Source organism: Sphingopyxis sp., from assembly GCF_035998965.1.
GTDB lineage: Bacteria > Pseudomonadota > Alphaproteobacteria > Sphingomonadales > Sphingomonadaceae > Sphingopyxis.
Genome location: NZ_DASYHE010000071.1, coordinates 1 through 14905 on the forward strand (window position 1 = coordinate 1; position 14905 = coordinate 14905).

General features: G+C 64.0%; 14 protein-coding genes. 6 read left to right on the forward strand and 8 right to left on the reverse strand.

From position 1 onward, the window contains the following. A partial coding sequence (locus VGN68_RS12500) for a hypothetical protein (RefSeq protein WP_327477154.1) occupies positions 1-276 on the forward strand: 276 nt, incomplete at its 5' end. Next, on the forward strand, positions 267-602 hold the full coding sequence (locus VGN68_RS12505) for a hypothetical protein (protein ID WP_327477156.1): 336 nt from the start codon (positions 267-269) through the stop codon (positions 600-602). The genes VGN68_RS12500 and VGN68_RS12505, both read left to right, overlap by 10 nt. Here the strand turns inward: VGN68_RS12505 and VGN68_RS12510 are convergent. Together VGN68_RS12510 and VGN68_RS12515 are read right to left on the reverse strand one after the other, a co-directional pair. After that, positions 586-1314 (reverse strand): phosphatidylcholine/phosphatidylserine synthase, encoded by a 729-nt coding sequence (locus tag VGN68_RS12510; RefSeq protein ID WP_327477195.1) that lies wholly within the window; start codon positions 1312-1314, stop codon positions 586-588. The genes VGN68_RS12505 and VGN68_RS12510 overlap by 17 nt on opposite strands. Positions 1315-1381: 67 nt before the next feature. After that, positions 1382-2116, reverse strand: coding sequence for a phosphatidylserine decarboxylase (locus VGN68_RS12515; RefSeq protein WP_327477158.1), 735 nt, complete (start codon positions 2114-2116; stop codon positions 1382-1384). A 139-nt stretch (positions 2117-2255) separates the two neighbouring features. On the opposite strand from VGN68_RS12515, the gene VGN68_RS12520 reads away from it, so the two are divergent. Continuing rightward, a complete protein-coding gene (locus VGN68_RS12520; protein WP_327477160.1) occupies positions 2256-3470 on the forward strand; it encodes an NADP-dependent isocitrate dehydrogenase in 1215 nt (404 codons plus the stop codon). Positions 3471-3721: 251 nt separating this feature from the next. Then, entirely contained in the window at positions 3722-5503 is a 1782-nt protein-coding gene (locus tag VGN68_RS12525) for a cation:proton antiporter (protein WP_327477162.1), read from the forward strand. Here the strand turns inward: VGN68_RS12525 and VGN68_RS12530 are convergent. Then, positions 5500-8448 (reverse strand): M16 family metallopeptidase, encoded by a 2949-nt coding sequence (locus tag VGN68_RS12530; protein WP_327477164.1) that lies wholly within the window; start codon positions 8446-8448, stop codon positions 5500-5502. The two genes, VGN68_RS12525 and VGN68_RS12530, sit on opposite strands and share 4 nt — an antisense overlap. 88 nt (positions 8449-8536) lie before the next feature. Here VGN68_RS12530 and VGN68_RS12535 point away from each other — a divergent pair, with 88 nt between their 5' ends. Next, positions 8537-9403, forward strand: a complete 867-nt coding sequence (locus tag VGN68_RS12535; RefSeq protein ID WP_327477166.1) for a carbon-nitrogen hydrolase family protein — start codon at positions 8537-8539, stop codon at positions 9401-9403. Positions 9404-9616: 213 nt separating this feature from the next. Here VGN68_RS12535 and VGN68_RS12540 read toward each other — a convergent pair whose 3' ends face one another. Beyond that, the gene (locus tag VGN68_RS12540; protein ID WP_293698144.1) at positions 9617-9841 is read right to left on the reverse strand and encodes a hypothetical protein; all 225 of its coding nucleotides are present in this window, start codon (positions 9839-9841) and stop codon (positions 9617-9619) included. A 173-nt stretch (positions 9842-10014) separates the two neighbouring features. Next, positions 10015-10812, reverse strand: a complete 798-nt coding sequence (locus VGN68_RS12545; RefSeq protein ID WP_327477169.1) for an NUDIX hydrolase — start codon at positions 10810-10812, stop codon at positions 10015-10017. Positions 10813-10913: 101 nt separating this feature from the next. Between VGN68_RS12545 and VGN68_RS12550 the strand changes: the two genes are divergently transcribed. Further along, positions 10914-11552: a DUF4126 domain-containing protein gene (locus tag VGN68_RS12550; RefSeq protein WP_327477171.1), complete on the forward strand. Its 639-nt coding sequence runs from the start codon at positions 10914-10916 to the stop codon at positions 11550-11552. A gap of 6 nt (positions 11553-11558) precedes the next feature. Here VGN68_RS12550 and VGN68_RS12555 read toward each other — a convergent pair whose 3' ends face one another. From VGN68_RS12555 to VGN68_RS12565, 3 genes are all read right to left on the reverse strand, one after another. Next, the gene (locus VGN68_RS12555) at positions 11559-12782 is read right to left on the reverse strand and encodes an FAD/NAD(P)-binding oxidoreductase (protein ID WP_327477173.1); all 1224 of its coding nucleotides are present in this window, start codon (positions 12780-12782) and stop codon (positions 11559-11561) included. 128 nt (positions 12783-12910) lie between these two features. Further along, a complete protein-coding gene (locus VGN68_RS12560; protein ID WP_327477175.1) occupies positions 12911-13690 on the reverse strand; it encodes a LytTR family DNA-binding domain-containing protein in 780 nt (259 codons plus the stop codon). Then, positions 13690-14814: a sensor histidine kinase gene (locus tag VGN68_RS12565; protein ID WP_327477177.1), complete on the reverse strand. Its 1125-nt coding sequence runs from the start codon at positions 14812-14814 to the stop codon at positions 13690-13692. The genes VGN68_RS12560 and VGN68_RS12565 overlap by 1 nt, the downstream gene beginning before the upstream one ends. Between the last annotated feature and the right edge of the window lie 91 nt (positions 14815-14905).

Consider the following 14905-nt stretch of genomic DNA (forward strand, 5'->3'; position numbering starts at 1 on the left):
TTCTGCATCGTGACGACAGGTGCCGCCATAGTCTTTCTCCTTCCGGTTGGTCCTCTGGAAAGCAAGAACCGGGTTCCGCAAGCGGATGATCCCGGCACCGGTTTATGTGCGCCTTCCATGTGGAATGCGCGGGCCGTTAGCCGCGTTGATCGCCAAAAGCAAGCGCCGACGGCGCATTTGGGACGAACGGCGCGCGCGGCGGGTCATTCGATCCGGCGACAATTTGACTCCGTTCGTCGCAAAACGGTTGAGAACAAATCAAGAACATGCAACTAAAAGACAAGCGAAACCGTCATTCCCGTCGGAAAGGTTTCGTTAACGAAAACCCGGAAGGACAGATCATGGTTCAGGTCGCAGCTGCTCTCCTCTTCGCCCTCGCCGCCGGTCTCGGCATCACGGTGATCCTGGCGATGTTGAAATCGAACGAGTCGGCGATTCTTTCCGCGCTGCTCGGTGAAGGTGCTTTTGCGGACGATGCCGCACCGCAGCCCGGACCTGCAATCACCATCAAGCTGCGCCCATCGGCGCCGCGGCGCCACATCGCGCGCGCCATCGTCGCCCGCCCCCAGCGCAACCGGCCGCAGTTCAGCTGCGCCGCCTGACCTTCGCATAGCTGGCGAGGCCGAACGGCAGCGTCGCCGCGTAAAGGGCGCAGACGGCGAGCAGCGTCAGCCACGGCGCGGTCACCAGCGCAGCGCCGAGCAATCCGACCCCCGCCAGCGCGAACAACCGCCACGACCGGCGCAGCCGGATCGAGGCCCAGCTGTAGGTGGGAATGGCAGAGATCATCAGCATTGCGACGCCCAGCGCCCAAGGCATCACGACATACCATTCGCGAAATAGCTCATTGCCGGTCGTCAGCCACAGATAGACAGGCACGAAGGAAAGCCCCGCCCCGGCGGGCGCCGGAATGCCGGTGTTGAATCCCGCTGACTTGTGTGGCTGAAAATCGGCATCCATGCGCGAGTTGAAGCGCGCGAGGCGCAGCGCACAACAGACCGCCAGCGCGAGCGCGGCGGTCCAGCCGAATTTTGGCGCATCCTGTAGCGACCAGAGGAACAGGATCATCGCCGGAGCCACGCCAAACGCGATGACATCCGACAGAGAATCGAGCTCAGCACCGAATTTGCTCTGGGCGCGCAGCAGGCGCGCGATGCGCCCGTCCATGCCGTCGAGCACCCCGGCAAAAATCACTGCGGCGATGGCGAGTTCAAACTGCCCGCCGATCGCGAAGCGCACGCCGGTCAGGCCGAAGCACAGCGCCAGCACGGTTATCGCATTGGGGGCAAAGGCGCGGAGGCCGATGCCGCCGATCCGGCGGCCAGCGGCGTCAGCCGGAAGCTGGTGGTCGTCAGCCGGAAGCTGGTGGTCGTCGGTCACCCTATTGCCCGATGCCGTCGATCAGGTCGGCCTTCCCGATCCGCGCGACAACGGTCTCACCTGCCAGCGTCCGCTGACCGAGCAAGACCTGCGGCGTGGTCCCGGCGGGGAGATAGACATCGACGCGGCTGCCGAAGCGGATCAGCCCGACGCGCTGGCCGGTGGTCAACTCGTTGCCCATGGTGACAAACGGCATGATCCGCCGCGCGACGAGACCCGCGATCTGGGTGAAGCCGATCCGCACCCCGTCGGCGCGCTCGACGACGAAATGCTGACGCTCATTTTCTTCGCTCGCCTTGTCGAGGTCGGCGTTGAGGAATTTACCCGGGATATAGACGAGCTTGCGCAGCGACCCGGCAACCGGGGTGCGGTTGATATGGACATCGAACACGCTCATGAAAATCGATACGCGCAGCATCGGCGCGTCGCCCAGCCCGTCGGCGCCCGCGATCTCGGGCGGCGGCGCCACTTCGGCAATCTGGGTCACCAGCCCGTCGGCGGGCGCGATGACGACATCGCTGCCGGTCGGGGTGATGCGCACGGGGTCGCGGAAAAAGGTCCCGATCCATACGGTCACCCCAAGCATCAGCCAGCCGACGATCTCCCAGCCGAGCAGCCAGAAGCAAAGGGTGATGATCGCAGCGATCAAGAGGAACTTGCGCCCCTCGGGATGGATCGATGGCCATTGCCATTTGATGCCGCCACCGGGGCGGTTGGAAGAGATGATGTTGGACATGGCCGTTCTTCTAGGGTGCGCGCCTGATACTGACAATGGATAAGGCACCTCCGCGGTTCCACCACGCCCATTGATCAATCGCGCCGCTTTGCCTAAGGCCCGCTGCAACTCCGACTCCCCAAGGATAAAGGCGTAAAGCATGGGCAAGATCAAGGTAACCAACCCGGTCGTCGAACTCGACGGCGACGAAATGACCCGGATCATCTGGCAATGGATCCGCGAGCGGCTGATCCTTCCCTATCTCGACATCGACCTGCATTATTACGATCTCAGCATCGAAATGCGCGACCAGACCGACGACAAGATCACCGTCGATGCCGCGAACGCGATCGCCAAATATGGCGTCGGCGTGAAGTGCGCGACGATCACCCCCGACGAGCAACGCGTCGAAGAATTCGGCCTGAAGAAAATGTGGAAGTCACCCAACGGCACGATCCGCAACATTCTGGGCGGCGTCGTCTTCCGCGAACCGATCGTGATGAAGAACGTGCCCAGGCTCGTCCCCGGCTGGACCGACCCGATCGTCGTCGGCCGTCACGCGTTCGGCGACCAGTATAAGGCGACCGACTTCCGTGTCCCCGGCCCCGGCAAGCTGCGCCTCGTGTTCGAGGGCGAAGATGGCAAGGTCATCGACGAAGAAGTGTTCCTGTTCCCCTCGTCGGGCGTCGCGATGGCGATGTACAACCTCGACGATTCGATCCGCGACTTCGCACGCGCCAGCCTCAACTACGGCCTCGCGCGCCAGTGGCCGGTGTATCTGTCGACCAAGAACACGATCCTGAAAGCCTATGACGGCCGTTTCAAGGACATCTTCGAAGAGGTGTTCAACGCCGAATTCAAGGCCGATTTCGACGCCGCGGGCATCGTTTACGAACATCGCCTGATCGACGACATGGTCGCATCGGCGCTCAAATGGTCGGGCAAGTTCGTCTGGGCCTGCAAGAATTACGACGGCGACGTCCAGTCGGACACCGTCGCGCAGGGCTTTGGCTCGCTCGGCCTGATGACCAGCGTGCTGATGACCCCGGATGGCCAGACCGTCGAATCCGAAGCCGCGCACGGCACCGTCACCCGCCACTACCGGATGCACCAGCAGGGCAAGGCGACCTCGACCAACCCGATCGCGTCGATCTTTGCATGGACCGGCGGGCTCAAGCACCGCGGGAAGCTCGACGACAATGCGGCGCTGATCAAATTCGCCGACGACCTCGAAAAGGTGTGCGTTGCGACGGTCGAGAGCGGCAAGATGACCAAGGACCTGGCGCTGCTGATCGGTCCGGACCAGAATTGGCTGACCACCGAGGGCTTCTTCGAGGCGATCGTCGAGAATCTTGAAGCGAAGATGGGTAGCTGACGCTCCTCGGCCTTCCCCCTTGATGGGGGAGGGATACGGAGCCTTATCGCGAAGCGATTAGGCGAAGTTGGATGGGGGTGACGGAGCGTCCTTGCGCCGTCGCTTCAGACCGAGAGCGCACCCCAACCGCTGCGACCAGGCCAGCAAGCTGCCAAGTCTCGCTGCTTCCCCCATCAAGGGGGAGGATTAGAGTTGGTGAACGAAGATAGACGTCTAGCCAATCGGGGTCGGCCTGCATAAGGTCGGCCCCTATGGTATCGGAAACAGAAACATCGGCCATCGGCAATGCGCTGGTCGTGCTGGGCGCCGCGGGCATCGTCATCCCGGCGTTTGCGCGCTTTCGCCTGCCGCCGGTGATCGGGTTCATCCTGGTTGGCCTGCTCGTCGGGCCGTCGGGACTGGGGTCGCTGGCCAGCGATTATTCGTGGTTGAAGCATATCACCATCGGATCGACCGACGATATCGCGCTGTTTGCCGAATTCGGCATCATCATGCTGCTGTTTTCGATCGGGCTCGAGCTCTCGTTCCGCCGTCTTTGGTCGCTCCGCAAACTGGTGTTCGGGGTCGGCGCCGCCGAATTGCTGCTCGGCGGCGCAATCCTCGGTGGCGGTCTGTGGTTGCTTGGCGATCTTTCGACGCCCGCGGCGTTCGGATTGGGGATCGCCCTCGCCCTCTCCTCGACGGCCTTGGTGCTGCCGATGGTGGGGACCAAGTCGGCAGTAGGGCGCGCCTCCTTTTCGATGCTTTTGTTCGAAGATCTGGCAATCGTCCCGATCATCTTCGTTCTCGGCGCCCTCGCCCCCAATCCGGCGGGCGACAACACCGAATTGCTGCTGACCACCTTATGGCAGGGCGCGCTGGTCGTCGCAGTGCTCGCGGTCGCGGGCTGGTTCCTGCTGCCGCGCATTTTTGCCCAGGCGGCGCGCGCCAAAGACCCCGAGTTGTTCCTGGCCGCCAGCCTGCTGGTCGTTATCGTCGCCGCGCTCGCCACCGCCACCGTCGGCCTGTCGCCGATCGTCGGGGCGTTGCTCGCGGGCCTGATGATCGCCGAAACCGAATATCATGGCGAGGTCGAAGCGATCACGGCGCCGTTCAAGGGCCTCGCGCTCGGGGTGTTCCTGATCAGCGTCGGCATGGGGCTGGACCTCCAAAGCATCGCCGCGCAATGGCCGCTGCTGATCGCCGCGGTTGTCGGCGTTGTGTTGGTCAAGGCGATTGTCACCGCATCGCTGCTCCGCTTTTCTGGCGCACGCCGCGGCACCGCCGCCGAAGTCGGCCTGTTGATGGCCAGCCCGTCGGAAACGACGTTGATCGTGCTGACCGCGGCGCTGACGGCGGGCATTATCGACCCCGAAACGGCCAGTTTCTGGCAGCTGGTCACCGCGATCGGGCTGACGATCACCCCGCTGCTGGCGCGAATCGGGCATGACATCGCGCGGCGGATCGAAATGCGCAGCGACGACACGCCAGAGGATGAACCTGCGGTGGCGCGGACGGTGATCGTTGGATTCGGCCGCGTCGGGCGCACCGTCGCCGAGCTGCTGCGCGAGCATGGCCGATCCTATATTGCTGTCGATGCCAATATCGACAGCGTGGCGGTGGCGCGGCGCGACGGCTTTAAGGTGCGCTTTGCCGACGTCGCGCGGCAGGGCAGCCTCGACAAGCTGGGGATCGAAAGCGCCGACGCCATCGTGCTGACAATGGACGATCCTGTGCAGCAGCTGCGCATGACCAAGCAGTTGCGACAGGCATTCCCTGACCTGCCGATCATCAGCCGCGCCCGCGACGCCGACCATGCCGCGGCACTGTATCAGGCGGGGGCGACCGACGCGGTGCCCGAAACGCTGGAAAGTTCGCTGCAACTTGCCGAAGCCGTGCTGATCGACCTGGGCGTCGCGATGGGGCCGGTGATCGCGTCGATCCATGACGTGCGCGCCAAGATGCGGCGCGACATCATGACCAAGGGCGAACTGGACCGCGAACCGCGCATCCGCAAGGTGCGCGCCCCGGCACCCGGCGGCGAACCGGCCTAGCGTCCGCCCGCCGTCGTCGTTGCCGGATTCGCGGTCGCGGCGCCGAGCGCCGACGCATCGGCCAGCGTCATGCCCTTGGGCAGGATCGCCAGCGACCATTGACGCTGCGGCGTCAGATATTGCTGCGCCAGCCGCTGAACATCGGCGGCGGTGACGGCGGCAATATCGTCCTGCATCGACAGCGCCGCGGCGGTGACCCGCGGGTCGCGCGTCGCGCCCTCCAGCAGGAACATCCAATAGACATTGCCCGTCGACGCCCGCGCGACCTGTTCCCGGATCGGCACCGCGTTGCGCGTCAGTTCGTCAGCGCTGACCGGGTTGGCGACCAGATCGGCGGCGATGTCGCGCGCGATGCCATAGAAACGGTCGATATCCTTGGGCGCGAGCAGGCTGCCGACGAGCAGATAACCGCCGCTGTCGAACCCGGTCGGCCAATGACTGTCCACCACCGGTCCATAGCTGGCACCCTGTTCGGCGCGGAGCCGGTCGAACAGACGGTCGTTGAACACCGCGGCGAGCACTTCGAGCCCGCGCGCGTCGCGCGGATTGGTCCGCCCGCCGCTGGTCGGCCACGCGGTCATCGCCGCCGCCTGCCCCTGTTCGCCGCGGTGATAAGCGATGTCGGGCGTTTTCGCCGGTTTGGCAAAATCGACGCGTTGCCCGCCGACGGGCGCCAGCACCTTGCGCGGTGGCAGCGCGCCAAGCGTAGCCGCCAGGATCTGGCGATAATCGACCGATTCCAAATCGCCGAAAATCTGCACCTCGATCGGTCCGCTGGCCAGCCGCGGCTCCCAAAAAGCGCGGAAAGCGGCCGGGGTCAGGGCTTCGATCTGCGCCTTGTCGGGCGCCGCCCAGCGCGCGTCATTGCCCGTCAGCCAGCCACGCAGGTTGCGGTCGAGCACTGCATTGGGGGTCGCGTCGTTGAGGTCATAACCGGTGAGATAGCCGACGCGCAGGCGCTCGATCGGCGCCGCGTCCCAGCGCGGCTGCGCCAGCTTGCCCGCGATCAGCCGCATCTGATCGGCCAGATCGGCAGGCTTGCTTTCCGCCGACAATTCGAACGCATCGTCGTCGATCGCGAAATTGAGCTGGATCTGGCGTCCGTTGGTCAACTGGTCGATCTCGTTCTGGCCCCACGGGCCGATGCCGCTGGCGACCAGCGCATAATCACCCGTCCACAACAGGTTCGGGGCATCGGCGGCGACACTGCGGTTGCCAGTGCCGAAGCGCACATTGACGCGGACCTTGCCGGGTTCGATCTTGTTGTTCGACACCAGCGCGGTCACACCATTGGCAAATTCGATCCGTTCGGCGCGCAGGCCGAGCAGGCTGGTGGTCGACGTGATCGTGCCTGGCGTTCCGAACGCCGGGAGCTGTTTGAAATCGGCTTGCACTGTCGCCAGCCGGTCGTCGCGCGCAGTCACCGGTGCCTTCAGCGCCGCCAGCACCGCGGCGTTGCCGCCCGCCGCGGTCGGTGTGGTCAACACGACGCGGGTCACGGGCGCAGCAAAGATCGCCTTACTGGTTTCGAGCATCACTTGCGGGGTTGCCGAGGCGCGGATCGCCTTGAACATATCGACCTGTCCCTGCGGACTGGTCACCACCTCGTGGATATCGACCGCGCGGACCAGATCGTCGGCGAGCCGTGCGCCCGGTTCGTTGCGGGCATTTTCCCATTCTTTGCGCAGAAAGGCTTCGATCTCGTTCGCCTCGCGGTCGATGTCGGCCTGTGACGGCGGCGTTTTGACCGCATCGGCGATCACCCCGCGCACGTCGGAGAGGGCGGCCTTCCAGTCGCTCAAGGGAACGATCGACGCCAAGGTGACGTCGGCGCTGCGGCTGACATATTGCTGTTCGACAGTCGCGACCAAATAGCTGCCGCCGCTGCGCGCCCGGTTTTCCAGCCGCCGGTTGACCAGCGCCTGGGCGATGAATTCCAGATAGAGCCGCCGCGTGTTTTCGATCGTATCGATCCGCTTTTTCCAGGGGCGGACCATCGCTAGCGTCAGCGCGAGCGGCTGGTTCGGCTCGACGATTTCAAGCGCGGCGGATGCCTTGGGGTCGGGTTTGCCAAAATCGGGGTCGGCGGGATTTGACCCTTCGGCGCGCCAGTCGCCATAGTATTTTTCCACCAGCCGCGCCAGTTCGGCGGGCTCGGCGTCGCCGACGATGACCACCACCGCGCGTTCGGGGCGGTACCAGCGCTTGTGAAAGGCGGCGACCGTCGTGGCGCTGGCCTTGCTCAGCGATGTCGTCGTGCCGATTGGCGAGCGGTCGCCAAGCAGCTGGCCGGCAAACAGATGCGCGTTGGTCGCATCGCCAATCCGTTTTTGCGGCCCGTCCGATTCGCGCAATTCAGACATGACCACACCACGCTCGGCGGCGACCGCCAGCTCCGAAATTCGCGGTTCCCGGATCATCCCCGACAGCAATTTCATGCTTTCATCAAGATTGGCCGGGGTCACGTTGGGCAGGTCGAGTTGATAGACGGTCTGCGTTGGGGTCGTCTGCGCGTTCGAATCGCTGCCGAAAGTGACTCCGAACCGCTGCCAGATGCGCTTGGCCTCCCCGTCAGGGATATGTTCGGAGCCGCGAAAGGTCAGATGTTCGAGCAAATGGGCATAGCCGCGCTCCTGTTCGGTCTCGAACATCGAACCGACGTCCATGCGCACCCGAATCGACACTTGGCCCGGCGGCACGCCATTGTTGCGCACGGCATAGCGTACGCCGTTGGGCAGCGTGCCGAATTGCCACGCGGTGTCGCGCGGAATGTCGCTGCCGGCATAGAGCCAGTCGCTGGTCGCGACCGGACTGATTGCCGTGGTCGGCGCGGGTTTACCTTGTGCGTTGACGGCGAAGGGCAGCAACAACAGCGCCGCGCTGGCACTGGCGCACAGGAACGATCGGGAAAAACGAAGCGACATACGCGCAGAAGAATTGGCCATTGGGCCATCTTATCGCGTTCGAACCTTGCTGGCCACTGAACTGTCGCGGCGCTTGTCCTGCAAAGCGCTTCAGCTTAGCGATAGCGGGATGACGATGACGTACGATCCTCCAGGCGCCGTCCCGATTGCCGCACTGGTCCAGATGTCCAGCGGTATCGATCCAGCCGCCAATCTGGCGACGATCGATCGGGCCTTGGCGGAGGCCGCGGCGGGCGGCGCGGCGATGGCGTTTCTGCCCGAAATGTCACTGCTGCTCGACCGCGATCGGGCGCGATCGGCGGCGCATATCGTCCGCGAGGCCGACAGCCCCTGGCCCGCAGCATTGCAGGCGCTGGCGCAAAAACATGGCATCTGGCTGCATTCGGGATCGATACCGCTGCTGTCCGACGAGGGCACACGGCGCGTGAACCGCAGCCATGTGATCGCCGCCGACGGCAGTATCCGCGCGCGATATGACAAGATCCATATGTTCGACGTCACCCTGCCAACGGGGGAAAACTGGACGGAATCGGCGGCCTATGCCGGCGGCGATGCGATTGTCGTCGTCGCAACGCCGCTCGGGCCATTGGGGCTCAGCGTCTGTTATGATCTGCGTTTTCCCGAACTTTATCGGGCACTGGTCGATCAGGGGGCGGCTCTGATCGCGATTCCCGCCGCCTTCACAGTATCGACCGGCGAGGCGCACTGGCATGTCTTGATGCGCGCCCGCGCGATCGAAACCGGCTGTCATGTGCTGGCGGCGGCGCAATGCGGTGGTCATCAGGACGGCCGGTCAACCTTTGGTCACAGCCTTGCTGTCGATCCATGGGGAGCGGTGCTGGTCGACGCGGGGGCGGCTCAGGACGAGGCGGGGTATCGGGTGACGCTGGCGCGGATCGACCCCGCGGCGACGGAACGGGCGCGGACAGCGATCCCGCTCGCACGCTCGCGCATGGTACGGAATATCACGCTCTAATCTGATGCGCCCAGGTTGCTATAGGCGTGATTGCGAGCGAAGCGAAGCAGTCCAGAGCGGCTTGTCACACCCTGTATTGCTTCGCTTCGCTCGCAATCACGATTCCAATTGACGACATTTTTGTCCAGATCGGCACGAGAGCCAATATCGCAGACGCACAAAAGGCCCCGAGCAAACTCGGAGCCTTTTGGTAACTTTAGCGATCAGCCGAAATTACGGGCTGGTCGGCGCGTCGTCGTTGTTGTCCGACGCGATGATGATGCCGCCGATGATGGCTGCAAGTGCGATGATCGCGATGATCCAGCTCGAGCCTTCCAGCTCGCTCTGGCCTTCAACGGCCGAAGCTGCACGGGCTGCGGGAGCGGCCGATGCGGCAACCGGGGCTGCAATCATCGAGGTCGCTGCGAGAGAGATCGCAGCCTTTTTGAGCAGGTTCATTATATTCTCCGTCCACTGGATTAGTCTTGTCGAATCACACCGGAGAAAATCCCCGATCTGCTTCTGCACAGCCCTACTAGGCACGGCATTCAGCAAATGCAACGACGATTTGCCCTAGCCCGCCAAATCTTACCGAATTGCTAAATAGAGAGAAAATTGTTGCAAAAAGGCCACTAGCCACGCCGAACACGCTCAAAGGATTCGCTCGTCACCGGGTATCCCAAATGCCCCGGAATGCACAAAAACGCCTCGCCGTCGCGGTCTTCGATCCAGGGGGTGATCAGTTCCACGGGAAACTGACCCGAATGGTCGGTGAAACCCGTAAAATCGGTAACTTGGGCAAGCCGTTCCAGATTGCGGCGGGTGGGAAAAATGACCGACACCTCCCCCCGATCGGCCATCGCCAGCGTTTCACGCGCGCTCGCCCAGAAAATATGACTGTGCTCGGCCTCCTCGACCGTCAGTTCCTGGCTGTGCGGCGGCGCCGCGACGGCATAAAACCGCGTATCAAAGGTCCGTGCCTCTTTGAAATTCGGACACCAGCGCGTGAAGGGGACAAAGGAATCCAATGCGACTCGATCGCCGCGCGCCGCCAGCATGTCGGAGAGCAAGGTTCCGGCCAATAGCGCCCGGCGGGCATCCGCCACCTCCGCATCGGCCAACCCCGGCCAGCCGACGGCGAGCCCCGTTTCCTCAAGCGTTTCGCGCAGTGCCGCGACCCGCGCTGCGCCATCAGCCTGATCAAGATCGGGCGCGTGCTGGCGCGCCACCAGATAGTCGTCGGGATCGACCCGTCCGCCGGGAAACACGACCGCCCCCGCCGCAAAAGCCATCGTGGTCGACCGCTTGACCATCAGGATTTCGTCCGGCCCGCCGGCGTCCGATGGACGCATGATGACCAGTGTGGCGGCGGGAATCGCACCGTCGGGCAAATTTTCCGATCGAACCGGTGGGGTCGTGATGCTGCTCATCATCAATGCGATAACCGGGCCGTGGACCCTTGTCATCCCGGCATTGCGGCACGGCAATCGGAGGTGCAAGAAGAAGGCGAACCGGTGTAGGGAGCAGGATATTGGGAATCGTCGAAATTTTGGGCGTTGCCGGCAGCCTCAGCCTGCTCGCCGGATGGCGGCTTTACCTCACCATATTGGCCACCGGGACGGCGATGCATTTTGGCTGGCTGCCGCTGCCCGAACATCTCGCCGCCTTGCAGGTGCTGGCGAACCCATGGGTGCTCGGCGTCGCGGCGGTCGGCACCCTCGCCGAATTCCTCGCCGACAAAATTGCCTGGATCGATTCGATCTGGGACATGGTCCACAGCGTCATCCGCCCGCTGGGCGGCGCGTTGCTCGCGCTCGCGCTTGTCGATGCGTCCGATCCGACCTGGCAGGTGATCGCCTTTCTGCTCGGCGGCGGCGGCGCGCTGCTCAGCCACGGCGCCAAGGCGACGACGCGCGCGGTCGTCAACGCCAGTCCCGAGCCGTTCAGCAATGCCGTGGTATCGACCGGCGAGGATGTCGCGACCGGCGGCTTGCTGGCGCTGGCCATCGCCTATCCGCCCCTCGCGATCGTGATCGCGGTGGTCATGGCCATCGCGGCGGTGATCGTGATCATCGCGCTGCGCCGCCTGCTCCGCAACATCAAGGCTTCGTTAAAACGGGCGCTCGGCGACGAGCCGCCAACGGTCAGTAGCGGGCCGCCTGTGCCTTAGGTTTCGTCATGCGGGCAGCCATGCTTTCAGCGGCGTCTCCGTATCAGCGAGCTGCTCGGCGGTCGCGCGCACCCCGGCGGTGACAATCATCCGGCCCTGGACATAATCCTTCGTCGCATTGACGCAGTCGATCGCGATCACCCGCCCCGCTTTCAGATAGACGACCGAAAAGCTGCGCGTCGCCGGGTCGCCGCGCATCACGGCGCGATCGTGGCCGGTCGATAGTCCAGCGGTCTGGAGCTTGAGGTCATATTGATTGGACCAGAACCAGGGAATTGCATGATAGGGCGCTTCATCGCCGCAAATGCCCTTGGCGACGACATTGGCCTGATCATTGGCGTTCTGTACCGATTCCAGCCGGATCACGACGCCTTCGGCAAAATCATTCTCGTGCGCGGCACAATCGCCGATCGCATATATGTCGGGCAGGCTGGTCTTGCACAGACGGTCCACCAGCACGCCATTGCCGCCCGCCGCACCCGCCGCGATCAGCGGTTCGACCGCGGGGACGATGCCGATGCCGACGATGACGAGATCAGCGGGGATGACTTCGCCGTCGGCGAGCCGCACCCCGGTGACATGGCTCTCACCCTCGATCGCTTCGACCGCGACGCCGAGCCGCAGGTCGACACCATGCTCGCGATGCTCGCGCTCGTAGAAGCGCGAGAGTTCGGTCCCCGCGACGCGCGCCAACACGCGGTCCTGCGCTTCGAGCAGCACGACCTTCTTGCCCGCCTTGCGCAGCACCGCCGCGGCTTCCAGCCCGATATAGCCGCCGCCGATGACGACGATCTGGCCCGCGGTCTCCGACGCCGCCTTCATCGCATCGGCATCGGCGCGGGTCCGCACGCCCTGGACGCCGGGCAGGTCGCCGCCCGGGATCGGCAGCATCCGCGGGCTGCCGCCGGTCGCCCAAACCAGCTTGCCGTAACCGATCGTCTTGCCACCGTCCGTGGTGACGTGGTGCGCCGCCGGATCGACTGATACGACCCGCGTGCCCAGCAACATCGTCACCCCGCGCTCGTCCCAATATTTGGCGGGACGCAGCTGGATGCGTTCGAATTCCTTTTCGCCCGCGAAATACTCTTTCGACAACGGCGGCCGCTCATAGGGCAGTTCGGGTTCGTCGCCGATGATTGCAATGCTGCCGGTAAATTTCTGGGTACGCAGCATGATCGCGACTTGCGCGCCCCCATGGCCGGCGCCGACAATCACCACGTCGAAGTCCATCGATACCTCTCCCGCAACCTGTGCGCGCGTCCCTTGCACGGGATGCAGAGTGAGACAAGCAGCACCCGTCTGCCCGTCGGCAAAGAAAAAGTTGAAGCCTGTGCCGTCCGACCCGGTTGCCGGACCCGTCAGTCGCGGCGCGCGAGGCGGGCGCGAATGGCCGCGGTGTAGGTGCGACCGACCCTGAGTTCGGTGCCGTCGTTCAGGACCGCGATCAGCGAATGAAACTGCCCGCCCTTCACGCGTTCGACCGCGTCGATCCGTACCATCGTGCTGCGGTGGATGCGCAGAAACTGCTGCGCCGGCAATTGCCGTTCCAGCGTCGAGAGGTTTTCGTTGTACAAATAGCTTTGGCCGTCGGCGTGGATGCGGACATAGTCGCGTTCGGCCGCGACATGGGTAATGCTCTCGGGCTTGATACGGATATATTCGCCGCCTGCCCGCACCCATAGTTCGGCCATATGTGGCCGCGACGCATCGCCGGTGGCGCGCAAATTGGCCACCACTTCTTCCAGTTCGCGGATGCGGTCGGCGCTGTTCGACTGCTCGGCAACCGCGCGCGCGCGCTCCATCGCGGTCTGGAACCGTCCGGTTTCGATCGGCTTGGTCACATAATCCACCGCACGCGCCTCAAACGCGCGCAGCGCCTGGTCATTGAAAGCGGTGACGAAAATGACGGCGGGCGCAGGATCGGGCAAGTGCCTGATCAGGTCGAACCCGCTGCCCCCCGGCATCCGGATGTCCAGCAAGATGATGTGGCAGGGGGTAGCCGCTAACCAGTCGATGGCCTGCGCGACATTGCCCGCCTGGCCGACTTCACCGACCCAAGGCAATTGCTGCGCCAGCCGCACTGCACGGCGCCGGGCCAGCGGTTCGTCATCGACCACCAAAATCGACAAAGGCTGCATCAGACCGCCCAGGGAAGTCGGATTTCGGCGCGGAACAGCGCCGGGGTCAATTTGGTTTCAAATCCGCTGTCAGCGCCAAAGCGCGCCGACAGCCGCTCGGCCACATTGCGCAATCCGATCCGGCTGCCCGGTCGCACGGCGCTTTCTTCGACCGAGCAAAGATCATTCTCGACCCGGATGCCAAGACGATCGCCCTCGCGCCAAGCGGTGATCCGGATCCCGACTTCCCCGGTACAGGGCTCGACGCCATGGCGGACAGCATTTTCGACCAGCGGTTGCAGGATCAAATTGGGGACCAGCGCCTGAAGCGCGGCTTCCTCCACATCAATGGTGAACCGCATCCGATCCGGGAAACGCTCGCGCTCGATCTCCAGATAATCCTCCTGCAAGGCCAGTTCTGCCGCCAAAGTGACGTCCTTCATCGGATCGAGTTCCAGCGTCTGGCGAAGGAACGCCGACAGCGACACCATCATCCGCTGCGCCCGCGCGGTCGCTCCCTCCTCGACCAGCCCCATCGCCGAATTGAGCGTGTTGAACAGGAAATGCGGATTGATCTGATAGCGCAGCGCGCGCATCTGCGCCGACAGCGCTTCCTCGCGCGCCAGCGCCAGACTGCGCTCGCGGTCGCGGACATCAAAGCTGTAGATCAATGCGACATAAAGGCATGACCAGCCAAAAAACATCGCGGTGCTGGAAATCATCGTGTGTCCGAACTGGACATTGTCGAACTGCCAGCTGTCGGGCCGCGCCATCCACAAATAGATGATGATGTCGATCCCGCTGTAAATCGCCGCGGCCAGGATCGAGAAGGTAAAGGCGATCACGACCTTGGTGAAGATCGATACGGCGCGCAGTCGGAACAATAGCGCGGTAACCACCAAAGTCAGCGCGGCCCCAAAGCTGTTCAATACCACCTTGCCGAATGCCGACGCGATCGGATCGGTCCCGGCGATACCCCACAGCAGGCTGTCCGAAAGCAGCACGCACAGCCAGAACAGCGCCGCCAGCTTCACCGTCGTCGCGGTAATCGCCTTGCGGTCCTGCGTCGTCGTCGCACCCGCCAACGCGTGTGGATTGGCGCCGCCGCGCACTGACCGGGCCCGCTCCTCCGGAACGCTCGTCATCACCGACAAGCCATTGGTAGAAAACTCCACCCGTTCATTGTCGCCTGCAAGCCAACTGCCGGTTTCCCCCCTCATCCTTTGTCGCCGATGC